Annotated in this window: 14 protein-coding genes; 12 read left to right on the plus strand and 2 right to left on the minus strand. The window is 67.0% G+C overall.

Features of this window, described 5'->3' with window-relative positions:
* Positions 1-167: 167 nt before the first annotated feature.
* Positions 168-1,100 carry an AraC family transcriptional regulator gene (locus BAU06_RS03565; RefSeq protein ID WP_066344368.1) on the plus strand — a complete coding sequence of 311 codons (933 nt, stop codon included), beginning with the start codon at positions 168-170 and terminating at the stop codon, positions 1,098-1,100.
* Here the strand turns inward: BAU06_RS03565 and BAU06_RS03570 are convergent.
* Both BAU06_RS03570 and BAU06_RS03575 read right to left on the minus strand, forming a co-directional pair.
* Positions 1,097-2,023 carry a response regulator transcription factor gene (locus BAU06_RS03570; RefSeq protein WP_066344373.1) on the minus strand — a complete coding sequence of 309 codons (927 nt, stop codon included), beginning with the start codon at positions 2,021-2,023 and terminating at the stop codon, positions 1,097-1,099. The two genes, BAU06_RS03565 and BAU06_RS03570, sit on opposite strands and share 4 nt — an antisense overlap.
* Complete coding sequence (locus BAU06_RS03575; protein ID WP_066344378.1) at positions 2,004-5,393, minus strand: ATP-binding protein; 3,390 nt, start codon at positions 5,391-5,393, stop codon at positions 2,004-2,006. The genes BAU06_RS03570 and BAU06_RS03575 overlap by 20 nt, the downstream gene beginning before the upstream one ends.
* A gap of 202 nt (positions 5,394-5,595) precedes the next feature.
* Between BAU06_RS03575 and urtA the strand changes: the two genes are divergently transcribed.
* From urtA to BAU06_RS03630, 11 genes are all read left to right on the plus strand, one after another.
* Entirely contained in the window at positions 5,596-6,858 is a 1,263-nt protein-coding gene (gene urtA / locus BAU06_RS03580) for an urea ABC transporter substrate-binding protein (protein ID WP_066344383.1), read from the plus strand.
* Positions 6,859-6,973: 115 nt separating this feature from the next.
* Positions 6,974-7,891, plus strand: a complete 918-nt coding sequence (urtB, locus tag BAU06_RS03585) for an urea ABC transporter permease subunit UrtB (protein ID WP_066344387.1) — start codon at positions 6,974-6,976, stop codon at positions 7,889-7,891.
* A gap of 17 nt (positions 7,892-7,908) precedes the next feature.
* Positions 7,909-9,042, plus strand: coding sequence for an urea ABC transporter permease subunit UrtC (gene urtC / locus BAU06_RS03590; protein ID WP_066344389.1), 1,134 nt, complete (start codon positions 7,909-7,911; stop codon positions 9,040-9,042).
* Positions 9,039-9,812, plus strand: coding sequence for an urea ABC transporter ATP-binding protein UrtD (urtD, locus tag BAU06_RS03595; RefSeq protein WP_231933992.1), 774 nt, complete (start codon positions 9,039-9,041; stop codon positions 9,810-9,812). The genes urtC and urtD overlap by 4 nt, the downstream gene beginning before the upstream one ends.
* A 23-nt stretch (positions 9,813-9,835) precedes the next feature.
* Complete coding sequence (gene urtE, locus BAU06_RS03600) at positions 9,836-10,528, plus strand: urea ABC transporter ATP-binding subunit UrtE (protein ID WP_066344394.1); 693 nt, start codon at positions 9,836-9,838, stop codon at positions 10,526-10,528.
* 44 nt (positions 10,529-10,572) lie between these two features.
* The gene (gene fmdA / locus BAU06_RS03605) at positions 10,573-11,802 is read left to right on the plus strand and encodes a formamidase (protein WP_066344399.1); all 1,230 of its coding nucleotides are present in this window, start codon (positions 10,573-10,575) and stop codon (positions 11,800-11,802) included.
* Positions 11,803-11,835: 33 nt separating this feature from the next.
* Complete coding sequence (locus BAU06_RS03610; protein WP_066344401.1) at positions 11,836-12,171, plus strand: zinc ribbon domain-containing protein; 336 nt, start codon at positions 11,836-11,838, stop codon at positions 12,169-12,171.
* Positions 12,172-12,302: 131 nt separating this feature from the next.
* Complete coding sequence (locus BAU06_RS03615) at positions 12,303-13,091, plus strand: hydroxypyruvate isomerase family protein (protein ID WP_066344404.1); 789 nt, start codon at positions 12,303-12,305, stop codon at positions 13,089-13,091.
* Between the two features lie 33 nt (positions 13,092-13,124).
* Positions 13,125-14,435 (plus strand): Rieske 2Fe-2S domain-containing protein, encoded by a 1,311-nt coding sequence (locus tag BAU06_RS03620; protein ID WP_066344405.1) that lies wholly within the window; start codon positions 13,125-13,127, stop codon positions 14,433-14,435.
* 58 nt (positions 14,436-14,493) lie between these two features.
* The gene (locus tag BAU06_RS03625; protein WP_066344407.1) at positions 14,494-15,462 is read left to right on the plus strand and encodes a tripartite tricarboxylate transporter substrate binding protein; all 969 of its coding nucleotides are present in this window, start codon (positions 14,494-14,496) and stop codon (positions 15,460-15,462) included.
* 33 nt (positions 15,463-15,495) lie between these two features.
* The gene (locus tag BAU06_RS03630) at positions 15,496-16,440 is read left to right on the plus strand and encodes a PDR/VanB family oxidoreductase (protein WP_335617492.1); all 945 of its coding nucleotides are present in this window, start codon (positions 15,496-15,498) and stop codon (positions 16,438-16,440) included.
* The last annotated feature ends 6 nt before the right edge of the window (positions 16,441-16,446 follow it).

Consider the following 16,446-nt stretch of genomic DNA (forward strand, 5'->3'; position numbering starts at 1 on the left):
GGCATGCGCGTGAATGCACGGACCGCTCCTGTCCTTGCCTGATCCTATTGCCACGCGATATAACGCCGTTGCCCCGCAGGGTGGGCGGGCCGGGGGCGCGTGCCGGAAATCCACGTGGGGCGGTCGGCGCCCGCGGGATGCCGCTTCACGGATGGCAAGGAGGCCGCATGGACGACGTCGACATCACCGCTTCCAGCGAGATGGTGCGCCTGCTGGAAAAGCTGGCCCCGGAGGAGGGCTACACGCAATCCGCCCTGGATGGTGTCCGCCTCGTCCGCTCGGACCGCCCGCTGGGGCGGACCCTGGTGCTGTACGAGCCCAGTATCGTGATCGTCTGCCAGGGCCGCAAGCGCGGTTTCCTGGGGGACGAGGTCTACTTGTATGACGCGCAGAACTATCTGGTGCTATCGGTGCCCCTGCCGTTCTATACCGAGACGGAGGCCAGCCGGGATACGCCCCTGCTCGCCGTTGCCATCCGCCTTGACCTGACGCAGCTGGCCGAGCTGGTCCTGCTGATAGACCGCGCCGGGGGCCAGGATGCCGCGGACGCGCCGCTGGGCATCATGTCCACGCCATTGCAGGGCGTGCTGGCGGAAGCGACCCTGCGCCTGCTGCGCGCGTTGACCTCGCCGCTGGATGCGCATGCCCTGGGGCCGGCCATCGTGCGCGAGATCCATTACCGCGTGCTGATGGGCGAGCGCGGCGGCGCCTTGCGCGCGGCGCTCGCCCATCAGGGCCGCTTCGGCAGGATCGCCAAGGCCCTGGGGCGCATCCACGCCGACTTCGCCCGACCGCTGGACGTCGGCGATCTCGCGCGCGAAGCCGAGATGAGCGTGCCGGCATTCCATGCCAACTTCAGGCGCGTGACCCGCACGTCGCCGATCCAGTACATCAAGTCCACGCGGCTGCATCACGCGCGATTGATGATGATACGGGACGGTTTGACGGCGGCCGCGGCCTCCGCGCGGGTGGGGTACGAGAGCCCTTCGCAATTCAGCCGCGAGTTCAAGCGCTTCTTCGGCAGGCCGCCGGCCGACGAGGCCCGCGAGATGAAGGCGTCCTTCCAGCTGTCCTCGGCAGCGGGATTCGAAGGGTTCTAGGCCCGACCGTGAATGTGCGTAAGGACCAGGGCGGTGGCGGCGGCGCGGGTTTCCACGCCCAGCTTCACGTAGACGTGCTCCAGGTGCTTGTTGACGGTGCGGGGGCTCATGCCCAGGATCTCGCTGATGTCGCGGTTGGTCTTGCCCTTGGCGAGCCACAGCAATACCTCGTGTTCCCGCGCGGTCAGCTGGTATGCCGTCGCCAGGCTGGATGCTGCCGGCGCCGGCGCGCGGCGCTCGTCCATCAGCAGCACGTGCTCGCCCGGCTTGCGCGAGGCCGCCGGTCGCACCCGAAGTTCCCGGTCGCCGGCCTGGCGCAGGAAGGCGGAGGACTCGCCGGTAAGCGTGCCGGCCAGGTAACGCGACACCCACGCCGACAGCGGCGCGGGCAAGCCCTGCGCTTCGTCGGCCATGCCGAAGTACTCGGCCAGCCACAGCCGCGCCTTGGCCGTCTTCCAGGTGACGGCGCCGGTGTCGTCCAGCACCACCACCGCATTGGCGGCCGCATCCATCGCGTTGATGGCCACCGACATCATGCGTGCATTGCGCAGATGGGCCTGCAGGCGCGCCAGCACCACATCCGTGTCCAGGGGCTTGACCACATAGTCGATGCCGCCGGCCCGGAAACCCCGCACGACATCTTCCGGCTCGGTCAGGCCCGTCATGAATACGACGGGTACATGGCCGGCGGCGGGATGCGCCTTGATGCGCCGGCAGGTCTCGAAGCCGTCCAGGCCCGGCATCACCGCGTCCAGCAGCACAATGTCCGGCACCACGAAGTCCAGCCGCTCCAGGGCCGAATGGCCGTCGGTGGCGACGATGACCATATAGCCGGCCTCGTCCAGCGCGTCGGACAGCATCTTCAGGTTGTCCGGCGTATCGTCCACCAGCAGGACCACGTTGTTATCGGACGGCGGCGGCATGATGCTGTACGTGCTCCTTCAACAATGCGTTGTAGTCAGCCAGCCGGAAATCCTGGGCCAGCGCGGCCAGATGGTCGATGAGCGGCGCCGTATGCGGCGCACGCGCACGGATTTCCTCCAGGCGCGCGCAGATGCCCTTGACGTAGCCCATCGCGCCCAGTTCCAGCAGCGATTCCGCGTCCTCGCGGTCCAGTCGCACATCGCGCAGGACGCCGCCGGCGGGCCGGAGCGGCGTGGCGGCCGGTTGCACCATCCATTCAAGGCGCAGGTGCATGCCGACCTTGGCCAGCAGCTCGTCCAGCAGGACCGGCTTGACGAGCCAATCGGTCAGCCCGCACTGCACCGCTTCCTTGGGGTCGACGCCGTAGGCATTGGCGGAAACGATGATTACCGGCACGCCGACGCCCTGGTCGCGCAGCAGGCGGCAGACCTCCCAGCCGGTCAGTCCCGGCATGGAGATATCCATCAGGATCAGGGCGGGGCGCAGGGTGTGCACGCAGGCCAGGCATTCCGGCCCGTTGCCGGCCTCCAGCACGTCGAAGCCCAGTGGCTGCAGCATGTCGCGCAGGATCCGGCGTTGCGAGGGCTGGTCGTCCACCACCAGCACGGCGCGGCGCTCGCCGGCATAGCCGACGATGGCGCCGCCGGGCCGCATGTCGCCGCGGGGCGAGCGCACCTCGGGCAGGAAAAGCTTGAGCGTGAAGGCGCTGCCCACGCCGACCTGGCTGCGCACGGTCAATTCGCCGCCCATGATGCCGGTCAGCATGCGGCAGATCGTCAGCCCCAGGCCCGTGCCGGTATCCGCCTGGTCGGCCGCGGCCCAGCTGCGCTCGAAGGGCATGAAGATGCGATCCAGGTCTTCGGGCGGTATCCCCGCGCCGCTGTCCTCCACCTCCATCTGCACCATGTCCGCGGCGTAGCGCACGCGCAGCGCGACATGGCCCACGCGGGTGAATTTCACGGCGTTGCTCATCAGGTTGATCAGGATCTGCCGCAGCCGCTTTTCGTCGATATGGACGATCTTGGGCAGGTTGGCGGCGGCCTCGTACTCGAAGCGCAGGCCCTTGAGCGCCGTCTGCGGCTGGAACATCTTGACGATCTGCTCCAGGAATTCCGGCAGCCGCAGCTCGGCGGTCTCCAGGCGCAGCTTGCCGGCCTCGATGCGGGCGATGTCCAGCAGGCCGTCTATCAGGCCGATAAGATGCTTGCCGCTGCGGTGGATGACGTCGATGGCTTCGCGCCGGCCCGCGGGAATGGCGGTATCGCGCTGGAGGATCTGCGCGTAGCCCAGGATGCTGTTCAAGGGCGCGCGCAGCTCATGGCTCATGCCGCCCATGAAGCGGCTCTTGGCCAGATTGGCTGCCTCGGCCGCTTCCTTGGCCCGCTGCAGCTGGGCGTCGGTCTGGCGGTGTGCCTCGATTTCGCGCAGCAAAAGATGGGTCTGGCGATCGGACTCCTCCTGCGCGACCTGGCGGCTTTCGTTGGTCAGTACCAGCCACCACGCCGCCACGCCGCCCACCAGCAGCAGGGCGGCGAACAGTTTCAGGAAGGAGGCGCGCAGCACGGCGATGTCGCCGCCGACGTGCGCGAACGTCACTGCCTCCTGGTAGTAGATCAGCGCCAGGATGGCGGCGAACAGTCCGCCTATCGTGCCCATCGCCACCAGGTAATGCGCCAGCCGGTTGTGGAACAGCGGCGTGGCGGCGCCCGGCAGGATGCGCCGCAGCGCCGCCCCCAGCTGGTCCTGCAGGCGCGAGCCGGTCTTGCAGCGGTCCTGGCAGCGTGCGTCCAGCGTGCAGCACAGCGAGCAGATGGCGCCGTTGTAGGCCGGGCAATGGGCCATGTCCTGCGTCTCGAAGGATTTGGCGCAGATGACGCAGGTCAGGCCATGGCCGTGCAGGTCTCGCGGCTGGCGCGCCAGGTAGTAGCGGCCGCGCGTGGCCCAGGCGATGGCCGGCACGGCGATGAAGGCGGCGGCCAGTGTGATGAAGGGCGACAGCGCCTGCGCGGTGGCGCCGGCCACGCCGCTGCAGGCCGTGAACGCCGCCGCCATCGAGATCAGCATGCCGCCCACGCCGACCGGATTGATGTCGTACAGATAGGCGCGCCGGAACTCGATGCCGCGCGGGCTCAGCCCCAGCGGCTTGTTGATGACCAGGTCGGCGACCAGGGAGCCGATCCAGGCGATGGCGACATGCGCGAACACGGCAAGCACGTGTTCCAGCGCGTCGAATACGCCCATCTCCATGAGCCCGATGGCGATCAGGACATTGAACACCAGCCACACCACGCGGCCGGGATGGCTGTGCGTCACCCGCGCGAAGAAATTGGACCAGGCCAGCGATCCGGCGTAGGCATTGGTGACGTTGATCTTGACCTGCGAGATCACGACGAACAGCGTCATGGCGGCCACGGCCCAGCCGGGATGCGAGAACACATAGCCGTAGGCATGCAGGTACATCCGGGTGGGATCGGCCGCCTTGGCGGCGGGCAGGCCGTAGCTCAGGGCGAGCCAGGCCAGGAAGGCGCCGCCCAGCATCTTGGCCGCGCCCGGCAGGATCCAGCCAGGACCGGCGCATAGCAGGGCGGTCCACCAGCGCACCCGGTTGCGTGGCGTTTTCTCGGGCAGGAAGCGCAGGAAATCCACCTGTTCGCCGATCTGCGTGATCAGCGACGCGGCCACCGCGGCCCCGGCGCCGAACATCAGCAGGTCGAATTGCCCGCCCGCGCCATGGCGGCCGCCGAAGTCCAGCAGTCCGCGCAGCGCGTCCGGATCCTTGTACAGGATGAAGGCGTAGGGCAGTACCAGCAGCAGTACCCACGCCGGCTGGGTCCAGGATTGCAGGCGGTTCACCAGCGTGATGCCGTAGGTGACCAGCGGGATGATGGCGAGCGCGCACGCCAGGTATCCCAGCCACAGCGGCAAGCCGGTGCAGACCTCGATGGCGAGCGCCATGATGGCGGCTTCCAGGGCGAAGAAGATGAAAGTGAAGGACGCGTAGATCAGCGACGTGATGGTCGATCCGATATAGCCGAACCCGGCGCCGCGCGTCAGCAGGTCCATGTCCAGGCCATGCCGGGCGGCGTAGTAGGCGATGGGCAGCCCGGTGAAGAAAACCAGTACCGCGACGGCGGCGATGGCCCAGAAGGCGTTGACGAAACCGTAGTTCAGGGCGAGGGCGCCGCCTATGGCTTCCAGCGCCAGGAAAGAGATCGCCCCGATCGCGGTGTTGGCGACGCGGAACTCCGACCACTTGCGGAACGACACCGGCGTGAAGCGCAGCGCGTAGTCCTCCAGGGTCTCGTTGGCGACCCAGGTGTTGTAGTCCCGCCGTATCTTGACGATGCGTTGAGGTGCGCTCGCGTCCACGCTGGAGGTCTCCGGTATGCGTCAATCGACGTATGCCGTGTTTTTACCCGCTGTGGAGGTAACGGCCACTACGTCAATCAACGTATGTTGCACTGCGGCACGGGCACCTAGTATCGCATCGAACCCCCGGATGCGGCACCGCGCGGCAGCGCCTTGCGGCATCGGGTTTCCCCTGAAGCGACCGATCCGCAAGGAGCCCTCGATGTCCCGCAAACCTCCCTTCGAACAAGACCTCGCGTCGCCGTCGCGGCGTCGCGCGGCCCTGGCGCTGGCCTCGCTGCCGCTGATGGGCCTCCCGGCCTTCGCCCGCGCCGCGGGCCCGGCGACGTCCGCCGTCAACACCACGGGACTGGCCGTCACCGATACCGAAGTGACGGTGGGCCAGCTGCATTCGGCCACGGGCACCATGGCGATCAGCGAAACGGGATCCATCCAGGCCGAGCGGCTGGCCATCGACCAGATCAACGCCATGGGCGGCATCCTGGGCCGCCAGATCAAGATCATCCAGGAAGACGGCGCTTCGGATTGGCCCACCTTCGCGGAAAAGGCGCGCAAGCTGCTGGTCAGCGACAAGGTGGCCACCGTGTTCGGCTGCTGGACCTCGGCCTCGCGCAAGGCGGTGCTGCCTGTCTTCGAGAAGGAGAACGGGCTGCTGTACTACCCCACGTTCTACGAGGGCCTGGAGCAATCCAAGAACGTGTTCTATACCGGGCAGGAGGCCACGCAGCAGATCCTGGCCAGCCTCAACTGGCTGGCCAAGGAGAAAAAGGCAAAGACCTTCTATCTGGTGGGTTCCGACTACATCTGGCCGCGCACCTCCAACAAGATCGCCCGCAAGCACATCGAGAACGTGCTCAAGGGCGAGGTGGTGGGCGAGGAATACTACCCGCTGGGCCACACGCAGTTCGGTTCGCTGATCAACAAGATCAAGCTGAAAAAGCCCGACGTGGTGTTCGCCGACGTGGTCGGCGGCAGCAATGTGTCCTTCTACAAGCAGCTGAAGGCGGCCGGCGTGACGGCGCAGAAGCAGAAGCTGCTGACGATATCGGTCACCGAGGACGAGCTGCTGGGCATAGGCGGCGAAAACGCCGAAGGCTTCTGGTCGTGCATGAAGTACTTCCAGAGCCTGGACAACGACAACAACAAGAAATTCGTCGCGGCCTTCAAGGCCAAGTACGGGCCGAATGCCGTCATCGGCGACGTGACGCAGGCCGCCTACCTGGGCCCCTGGCTGTGGAAGATGGCGGTGGAAAAGGCCCAGAGCTTCGACGTGGACAAGGTCGTGGCGGCCTCGCCCAACCTGGAGTTCAAGCAGGCCCCCGAGGGCTATGTCAAGGTCGACCCCAATCACCATCTGTGGAGCCGCACGCGCGTGGGCCAGATCCGCAAGGACGGGCAGTTCGACGTGGTGTACGAGACGCCCGACCTGATCAAGCCGGACCCCTTCCCCGAGGGTTACCAGTAAATCCCCCGGCCCTGCCGGTCGCGCGGGCCGCCGGACGGCGCCCCGCGCTCGTGCGTGCAGGTTCTCCGCCCATCGTCCAGCCGTCGCCATTCCCGCACAGCCTACAGGCCAGCCTATGGAATCCTTCTCCGATCTCGGCGCCATTCTCCTGATGCAAGGCTTCAACGGCCTGTCCGTGTTCAGCGTGCTGCTGCTCATGGCCCTGGGCCTGGCCATCATTTTCGGGCAGATGGGCGTCATCAACATGGCGCACGGCGAGTTCCTGGCCGTGGGCGCCTACACGACTTATCTGTTCTCGGAACTGACGCAGCAATATGCGCCGGGCGCCATGCCGTACTACTTCTTCCTGGCGATCGCCGCGGCCTTCGCCGTGACCTTCGCACTGGGCTGGCTGGTGGAATGGCTGATGATCCGGCACCTGTACCGCCGGCCGCTGGACACGCTGCTCGCCACCTGGGGCCTGTCCCTGGTGCTGCAGCAGGCCTTGCGATCCATCTTCGGCCCGCGCGAGGTCAGTCCCACGTTGCCCGATTGGCTGATGGGCTCGGTCCAGCCGCTGACGGGCGTCGATATTCCCATAAACGGCCTGGTGGTCATGACCATCACGGTCATCCTGACGGCGGCGCTGCTGTTCGGGCTGTTCCGTTCCACCTGGGGCCTGCATGTGCGCGCCACCGTGCAGAACCGCGCGATGAGCGGCTCGGTGGGCATCGATACCCGCAAGGTGGATCGCGTGACGTTCGCCCTGGGCTGCGGCATCGCCGGCATCGCCGGCGCCGCCTTTACCACCATCGGTTCGACGGGGCCGACCAGCGGGTCCTTGTACATCGTCGATACCTTCCTGACGGTGGTGTTCGGGGGCGCGGCCAGCCTGTACGGCACGATCGCGTCGGCTTTCGTCATCGCCCAGACGCAATCGGTATCGGAGTTCTTCATGACCGGCTCGATGGCCAAGGTGCTGACCTTGTCCGCGGTGGTGGTCATCCTGATGCTGCGGCCGCAGGGTCTGTTCACGATCAAGGTCCGCAAGTAAGGCGGCAGGAGGCTGAGATGAAACGGGTCTACAAAAATGTGTTGGGCGGGCGCCAGGGCATGATAGGCCTGGCCATCCTGGCGGTGCTTATCTTCGCTGTCTTTCCGCTGTTGCTGGACGGCTTCCGCCTGAACCTGGTCGGCAAATACCTGACCTACGCCTTCGTGGCGCTGGGACTGGTGCTGTGCTGGGGCTATGGCGGGATATTGAGCCTGGGGCAAGGCGTGTTCTTCGGCATCGGCGGCTATTGCATGGCCATGTTCCTGAAGCTGGAGGCCTCTACCGTGGAGGCCACGAAAATCCAGTCCACGCCCGGCATCCCCGATTTCATGGACTGGAACCAGATCACCGCGCTGCCGTGGTTCTGGGTGCCGTTCAAGAGCTTCATTTTTACGCTGGTGGCGGTGCCCGTCGTGCCGGCCCTGCTGGCCCTGGTCATCGGCGTGGCGATGTTCAAGCGCCGCGTGGGCGATACCTACTTCGCCATCGTCAGCCAGGCCATCGCCCTGATCCTGTCGGTGCTGATCATCGGGCAGCAGGGCCTGACCGGCGGCGTCAACGGCATTACGGACCTGAAGACCCTGCTGGGCTGGGACATCCGCACCGATTCGGCGCGCGTCATCCTGTACTTCGTCAATGGCGCGCTGTTGTTCGCCTGCCTGCTGTTCGGCCGCTTTTTGCTGTCTTCCAAGCTGGGCAAGCTGCTGGTGGCCATGCGCGACAAAGAAGAACGCGTGCGCTTCTCGGGATACGACGTGGCCAGCTTCAAGGTGTTCGTGTTCTGCGTGGCGGCGGTGTTCTCGGCCATCGGCGGGGCAATGTTCACGCTGCAGGTGGGATTCATGTCGCCGTCCTTCGTCGGCATCGTGCCTTCGATCGAGATGGTGATCTTTGCCGCCGTGGGCGGCCGGCTGTCCCTGCTGGGGGCGGTGTACGGCACGCTGCTGGTGAACTTCGGCAAGAGCTATTTTTCCGAGAGCTTTCCGCAGCTGTGGCTGTTCCTGATGGGCGGCCTGTTCATCGCCGTGGTGATGGCCTTTCCCAATGGCCTGGCCGGGCTCTACGGCCGCTACGTGCAGCCGCGGCTGGCGCGGGCCCCGCGCGCCAAGGCCGTTCCGCCCGAGGGCGCTTCTTCCACGGAGGCCGCATGAATCCGCCCCTGATGAATACGCGGCCGGCGGGCGGGCGGGAATTCGCCCTGTACGTCGAAGGACTGACCGTGTCCTTCAACGGCTTCGTCGCCGTCAATGACCTGAACCTGTACGTGGACAAGGGCGAACTGCGGGTGGTCATCGGCCCCAATGGCGCCGGCAAGACCACCGTGCTGGACCTGATCTGCGGACGCACCAAGGCGACCTCGGGCTCCATCCGCTTCAAGGATACGGAACTGACGCGCATGGCGGAACACGAGATCGTGCGCGCCGGCGTCGGGCGCAAGTTCCAGACACCGTCCATCTATGAAACCCTGACGGTGCGCGAAAACCTGGAAGTGTCTTTTCCGCGCGGCCGCAGCGTATTCGGTGCCTTGTCCTTCCGGCGTACGGCCGACGTCACCGAGCGCGTCGAGCAAGTGGCCGAGGACATTTTCCTGGCCGACATGCTCGAGAAACCGGCCGAGCTGCTGTCGCATGGGCAAAAGCAGTGGCTGGAGATCGGGATGCTGCTGATGCAGCAGCCCGAACTGATGATGCTGGACGAACCGGTGGCCGGCATGAGCGTGTCCGAACGCGAGAAGACCGCGGAGCTGCTCAACCGCATCAGCCGGGATCGTTCCATGATCGTCATCGAGCACGACATGGAGTTCGTGAAGAACATCGCGCACAAGGTGACGGTTTTGCACCAGGGCAGGGTCCTGGCCGAAGGCCCCATGGACCAGGTGCAATCCGACCCGCGCGTCATCGAAGTGTATCTGGGTCATTGACCGCCGCGCTCTGGAGAATCCGCATGTTCACTGTTTCCGGCCTGGTTTCGGGGTATGGGCAAAGCCGCGTGATCCACGGCGTGGACCTGGGCGTGGCCAAGGGCGAGATCGTCGCCGTCATGGGGCGCAACGGCATGGGCAAGACCACCCTGTTCAAGACCATGATGGGCGTGCTGCCGGCGATGCAGGGCAAGGTCGGCGTGGACGGCGTGGATATATCCGCCATGGAAAGCTTCCAGCGCGTGCGCAGCGGGGTGGCCTACGTGCCGCAGGGACGGATGATCTTTCCGACCTTGACCGTGGAGGAGAACATCCGCACGGGCCTGCCCGGCCGGGCGCTGCGCGACCCCATTCCGGACGACATCTATGCCCTGTTCCCGGTGCTGCACGAGATGCGGCGCCGCCGCGGCGGCGACCTGTCCGGCGGCCAGCAGCAGCAGCTGGCGATCGCGCGGGCGCTGGTGACCGGGCCCAAGGTGCTGCTGCTGGACGAGCCCACCGAGGGCATCCAGCCCTCCATCATCAAGGACATCGCCCGCACGCTGCTGGAGATCCGCAAGCTCAAGGATCTGGCCATCGTGGTGTCAGAGCAGGTGCTCAGCTTCACCATGCAGATCGCCGACCGGCTGATCGTCATCGACAAGGGGCGCTTCGTGCACGAGGACGCGCGCGACCAGGTCGACGAGCGGACCATCAGCCGCTATCTGTCCGTTTAAGGCCTGCCCACAGGCCCAGGTTCCGTCAACCAAAGGAGCAAGCCATGCCCGAAACCCTGATCAAGGTCGACCTCGCGCAATCGCCTTACGAGAACGAGAACATCCACAACCGCTGGCACCCGGATATTCCCATCGCGGCGTGGGTGAAGCCCGGTGACGACTTCGTGCTGGAAACCTATGACTGGACCGGCGGCGCCATCAAGAACGACGACAGCGCGGACGACGTGCGGGACGTGGATCTTTCCACCGTGCATTTTCTGTCCGGTCCGGTCGGGGTGGAGGGGGCGGAGCCCGGGGACCTGCTGGTGGTCGACTTCCTGGATATCGGCGCCAAGCCCGAGAGTCTGTGGGGATTCAACGGGTTCTTCAGCAAGAAAAACGGCGGCGGATTCCTGACCGAACACTTCCCGCAGGCGCAGAAGTCCATCTGGGACTTCGAAGGCATGTTCACGCGCTCGCGGCACGTGCCGGGCGTGCGCTTCGCCGGCCTGATCCACCCCGGCCTGATAGGTTGCCTGCCGGACCAGGCCATGCTCGATACCTGGAACAAGCGCGAGCAGGCGCTGATCGACACCAATCCCACGCGTGTGCCGCCGCTGGCCAATCCGCCGGCACCCCGGACGGCCCACCTGGGCAGACTGCAGGGCGCGGCGCGCGACAAGGCCGCGGCCGAGGGCGCGCGTACCGTGCCCCCGCGCGAGCATGGCGGCAATTGCGATATCAAGGATTTGTCGCGCGGCTCGCGGGTGTTCTTCCCCGTCTATGTCAAGGGCGGCGGCCTGTCGGTGGGCGACCTGCATTTCTCCCAGGGCGACGGCGAGATCACCTTTTGCGGCGCCATCGAAATGGCGGGCTGGATCCACATGCGCGTGTCGCTGATCAAGGGCGGCATGGCCAAGTACGGCATCCGGAACCCGATATTCAAGCCCAGCCCGGTCACGCCCAACTACAAGGACTACCTGATCTTCGAGGGCATTTCCGTGGACGAGGGCGGCGGCCAGCATTACCTGGATGTGCATATCGCCTACCGCCAGGCCTGCCTGAATGCCATCGAGTACCTGAAGAAGTTCGGCTATTCCGGCGCGCAGGCCTATTCCATCCTGGGTACCGCGCCGGTGCAGGGGCATATCAGCGGCGTCGTGGATATCCCCAATGCCTGCGCCACGCTGTGGCTGCCGACCGAGATCTTCGAATTCGACATACAGCCTTCGGCCAGCGGCCCGGTGAAGGCGGTAAGCGGCGGCGTGGACATGCCGCTGTCCCCGGATCTTTGATCCTGGCCAGAGCCACCTATCCGGAGACGCGAGATGCCCCTGTACGACTATTCCTGCGCACAGTGCGGCGACTTCGCCGCCATGCGGCCCATGGCGCGCTGGCGCGATCCCGCGCCTTGTCCGGAATGCGGCGCCGCCGCGCACCGCATCGTGGCGGGGGCGCCCGCGCTGGGTGCCCTGTCATCGGCGGTGCGCCGTGCCCACGCCATGAACGAGCGCAATGCCAGCGAGCCGCGCAGCACACGCGGCGGCCATGGCATGAACTGCGGCTGCTGCGGCGGCACCGCGCGTTCCGGTGGCAAGACGCGGCGCACGGCGGACGGCGGCAAGACATTTGCCGACAGCCGTCCCTGGATGATCGGCCACTGAACGGTCCCGCGCATCCATAAGCTTTCCTCATTCAAGGATTGGACGACCTGCATTGATCCGCCGGCGCGGCCTGCCTACAGTACGCCCTGCTTCCCTATCGCCGGGGAAGGGCGCGCAAGGAGGCCGCGACGATGCTGCGTTTCGATCCCAATCTACGATGGATGTACACCGAACTGCCGATGCTGGACCGCTACCGCGCCGCGGCGCGTGCCGGCTTCCGGGGCGTGGAGGTGGCCTTCCCGTACGAGTACTCCGCCCGCCAGATCGCCGACCTGCTGGGTGAGAACGGCCTGCGGCTGGTGCAGGTGCTGACGCCCTGCGACTGGGCCGCGGGCGAGCGCGGTATCGCCGCGCTGCCCGGCCGCGAGGACGACTTCCGCCGCAGCGTGGACGTGGCCGTGGCCTACGCCGTCCAGGTCGGCAAGCCCATGATCCACGCCATGGCCGGCAACGTCCCGGCCGGCACGGACCGCGCCCGCTGCCGCGAGACCTTCCTGCGCAACCTGGAGTACGCCGCGCCCCTGTTGGCCGGCGAGGGGCTGACCCTGATCCTGGAACCCTGTTGCCGGGCCCGCTTCGCCGATTACTTCTACAGCCGTATCGACGAGGGCGTCGCGCTGATCGAGGCCCTGGGCCAGCCCAATGTGAAGCTGTGCTTCGACACCTTCCACGTGCAGATGGAAGAGGGCAACCTGACGAATACCCTGCGCGCCGCGTGGCCGCATATCGGCCATGTGCAGATCGGCAATGCGCCCGGCCGCCATCAGCCGGGGCCCGGGGAGATCCATTTCCCCTTCTTCTTCTCGCAGCTCGAACAACTGGGCTGGGACCGCTGGGTGGGCTGCGAGTTCGAGCCCACCGGGCCCACCGACGACTGCCTGGAATGGGGCGAGCCCTACGGCATACGCCGCCCCGCGTGAACCCCCGACCCCCTACACGCCGATAGACTAGCCATGCTGACCGCCGCCGATAACGACCTGCTTACGCTGACCGGCCCCGACCGACCCATGGGGCAGTACTTCCGCCGCTACTGGCAGCCGGTCGCGCTGTCGCGCGAACTGCCGGAGCCGGACGGGCCGCCCATACGCGTGCAAATCATGGGCGAGCAGTTGCTGGCCTTCCGCGATACCCGCGGACGGGTCGGGCTGGTGGAGCCCGTGTGTCCGCATCGCGGCGCGGACCTGTACTACGGCCGCAACGAGGACTGCGGCCTGCGCTGCGTCTTCCATGGCTGGAAGTTCGGGGTCGACGGCAAGGCCATGGACCTGCCCAACGTCGCGCCGGATTCCAACTACCACAAGACCATGGCCATCAAGGCCTATCCTACCCGCGAATTCGGCGAGATCGTTTGGGCCTATCTGGGGCCGGTGCCGCAGGACGGTACGCTGCCGGAGGTGCCGCGGCTGGAGTTCGGCACGCTGCCCGCCAGCCGCCGCTACGTGACCAAGAAACGGCAGGAGTGCAACTGGGCCCAGGCGCTGGAAGGGGCGCTGGATACCTCGCACTTTTCCTTCCTGCACATGCCGGCGCCGAACGTCCCGTCCAACGACAATGCCGATGCGCCGGCCGACGAAAGGCGGCTGGCCTGGATACGGCGCGATCCCATGCCGCGGTTCTCCATCCTGGATCACGAGGTGGGATTCGTGGTGGGCGGGGCGCGGCGCGCCGACGGGCAGGATATCTACTGGCGCACGGCGCAGTTCGCGCTGCCGTCGCACAGCACCACGCCTTCCACCTTGCCGGGCGAAAACTACTTCGGCTACACCTTCGTGCCCATCGACGACCATGCCTGCTGGATCTACACCTACGTGTGGAACCCGGAGCGGGACCTGACGCCCGCGGAAATCGCCCAGCTCAAGGGCGGGCACGGCGTGGTGGCCGAGGTGGACGAACGCTTCATCCCGCTGCGCAACCTGTCCAACGGCTACCTGCTGGACCGGCAGGAACAAAAGCACAAGACCTATACCGGCGTGCGCGGCGTGGCGGAACAGGACGCGATGATCCAGGAAAGCCAGGGCCGCATCGCCGACCGCACCCGCGAACACCTGACCGCCACGGACGCCGCCATCGTGCGCTTGCGCCGCACGCTGCTGGCGGGCGCGCGCGCCCTGGCGCAGGGAACGGAGCCGCGGGCGCCCTGGTGCCACGAGGCCTATCGCCTGCGTTCCGGCAGCTGGGTCGCCAGCGAAGGGCGGTCGTTCGAGGACATCATGCAGGAACGTTTCGGCAGTATTACCGGCCGCGTCGAGCAGGCAGACGCCTGAGCGCAACTTCGCGAGCGTCCACAGAGGCGCCGCATCGCATCCATCCCGAGGAGACACTATGAAAACCCTGATGCGTGGTCTTTGCGCCGGCCTGGCGCTGGCCTTCGCCGCCTGTGCCGGCGCGGCGGGCTATCCCGACAAGCCCATCCGCCTGATCGTGCCCTATGCCGCGGGCGGCTCCACCGACAGTACCGCGCGCCTGGTCGCCAAGGGCCTGGCCGAACGCCTGGGGCAGCCGGTGGTGGTGGAGAACCGCGCCGGCGCGGGCGGCATGATAGGGCAGGATCTGGTGGCCAAGGCGCCGGCGGACGGCTACACGCTGTTGCTCAGCGCCGCGGGGCCTTTGACGGTGACCCCGCATGCCTATGAAAAAGTCCCCTACGACCCGGTGCGGGCCTTCACGCCGATCAAGCTGATCGCCAAGGCGCCGCTGGTGCTGGTGGCCAATCCCAAGCTGGGCTTCAAGAGCGTGCAGGATCTGATCGAGGCCGCGCGCAAGAATCCGGGCAAGGTGACCTATGCGTCCTTCGGCATCGGCAGCGCGGGACACCTCGCGGGCGAGCTGTTCAAGTCGCTGACGGGCGTGGACATGGTCCACGTGCCCTACAAGGGCAGCGCGCCCGGCCTGGTCGATGTGGTGGGCGGCCAGGTCAACGTGATGTTCGATGTGCTGGTGTCGGCGCTGCCGCAGGTGCAGGCGGGCAAGCTGGACGCGCTGGCCATCACGCTGGGCGAGCGGTCCCAGCTGATGCCCAATGTGCCCACCATGCAGGAAGCCGGCATCACGGGATTCGAGGCCGGTACCTGGTTCGGCCTGCTGGGGCCGGCCGGCATGCCGCCGGAGGTGGTGGCGCGCCTGTCGCAGGCGGCGGACCAGGTCCTGGCGCAGGCCGCCCTGCGCAAGGAGCTGGTCGCGCAGGGAGCCGAAGTGGCCGGCGGTTCCACCGACGACTTCCGGCGCTTTTTCCTGTCCGAGTACGACAAGTGGGGGCGCGTCGCGCGTGCCGCCGGTATCAAGGCGGGCTGACCGCTCCGGTTCCGGGACAAGGCAGGCATGACGATGGAAGCCCGATTGAAGCTGCGCATCCGCGCCATCGCGCAAGAGGCCCAGGCCATCCATAGCTATGAACTGGTGGACGACGGCGGCGGCCCCTTGCCGGCTTTCACGGCGGGGGCGCACCTGACCCTGCACCTGCCGGTGGGCCTGTCGCGCTGCTATTCGCTGACCAACTGCCCCGGCGAGCGCCATCGCTATGTCATCGCGGTGAACCGGGATGCGCACAGCCGCGGGGGATCGCGCTACCTGCATGAGGCGGCGCGGGTGGGGCAGGTGCTGGCGGCCGATCCGCCGCGCAATCTGTTCGAACTGGACGAAGCGGCGCAGGCGTCGGTGCTGATCGCGGGCGGCATCGGCATCACGCCGATACGCTGCATGATCCGGCGGCTGGAAACGCTCGGCAGGCCCTGGGAACTGCACTATTGCGCCCGGCATCCCGGCGCCGCCGCCTACCTGGAAGAACTGCAAGGCGACCCGCGCGTGCACACCTATTTCGACGCGGTACCGTCGCCGCGCCGCCTGGATATCGCGGCCACGCTCGCGGCATTGCCCGCCGGCGCGCACGTCTATTGCTGCGGGCCGACGCCCATGCTGGAGGCCTTCCGCCTGCATGCCGCGGCGCTGCCGGCCGAGCGCGTGCATCTGGAACAGTTCGGTCCGGCCGCGGCGCCGGCCGTGGGCGAAGGCTATGCCGTGCGGCTGGCGCGTAGCGGGCGGTCCGTGCGCGTGATGCCGGGCCGCAGCATCCTGGAAACCCTGATCGAGGCCGGCCTGCAGCCGCCGCATGCCTGCGGACAGGGCGTTTGCGGCAGTTGCGAAACGGCCGTGCTGGCCGGCCGCCCGGACCACCGCGACCAGGTATTGAGCGAGGCCGAGAAAGCCGCCGGCGCCAGCATGATGATCTGCTGCTCCGGCAGCCTGGATCCGGAGCTGGTGCTGGACATGTAGTCCGTG

The sequence above is a fragment of the Bordetella bronchialis genome (assembly GCF_001676705.1).
GTDB classification, from domain to species: Bacteria; Pseudomonadota; Gammaproteobacteria; order Burkholderiales; family Burkholderiaceae_B; genus Bordetella_C; species Bordetella_C bronchialis.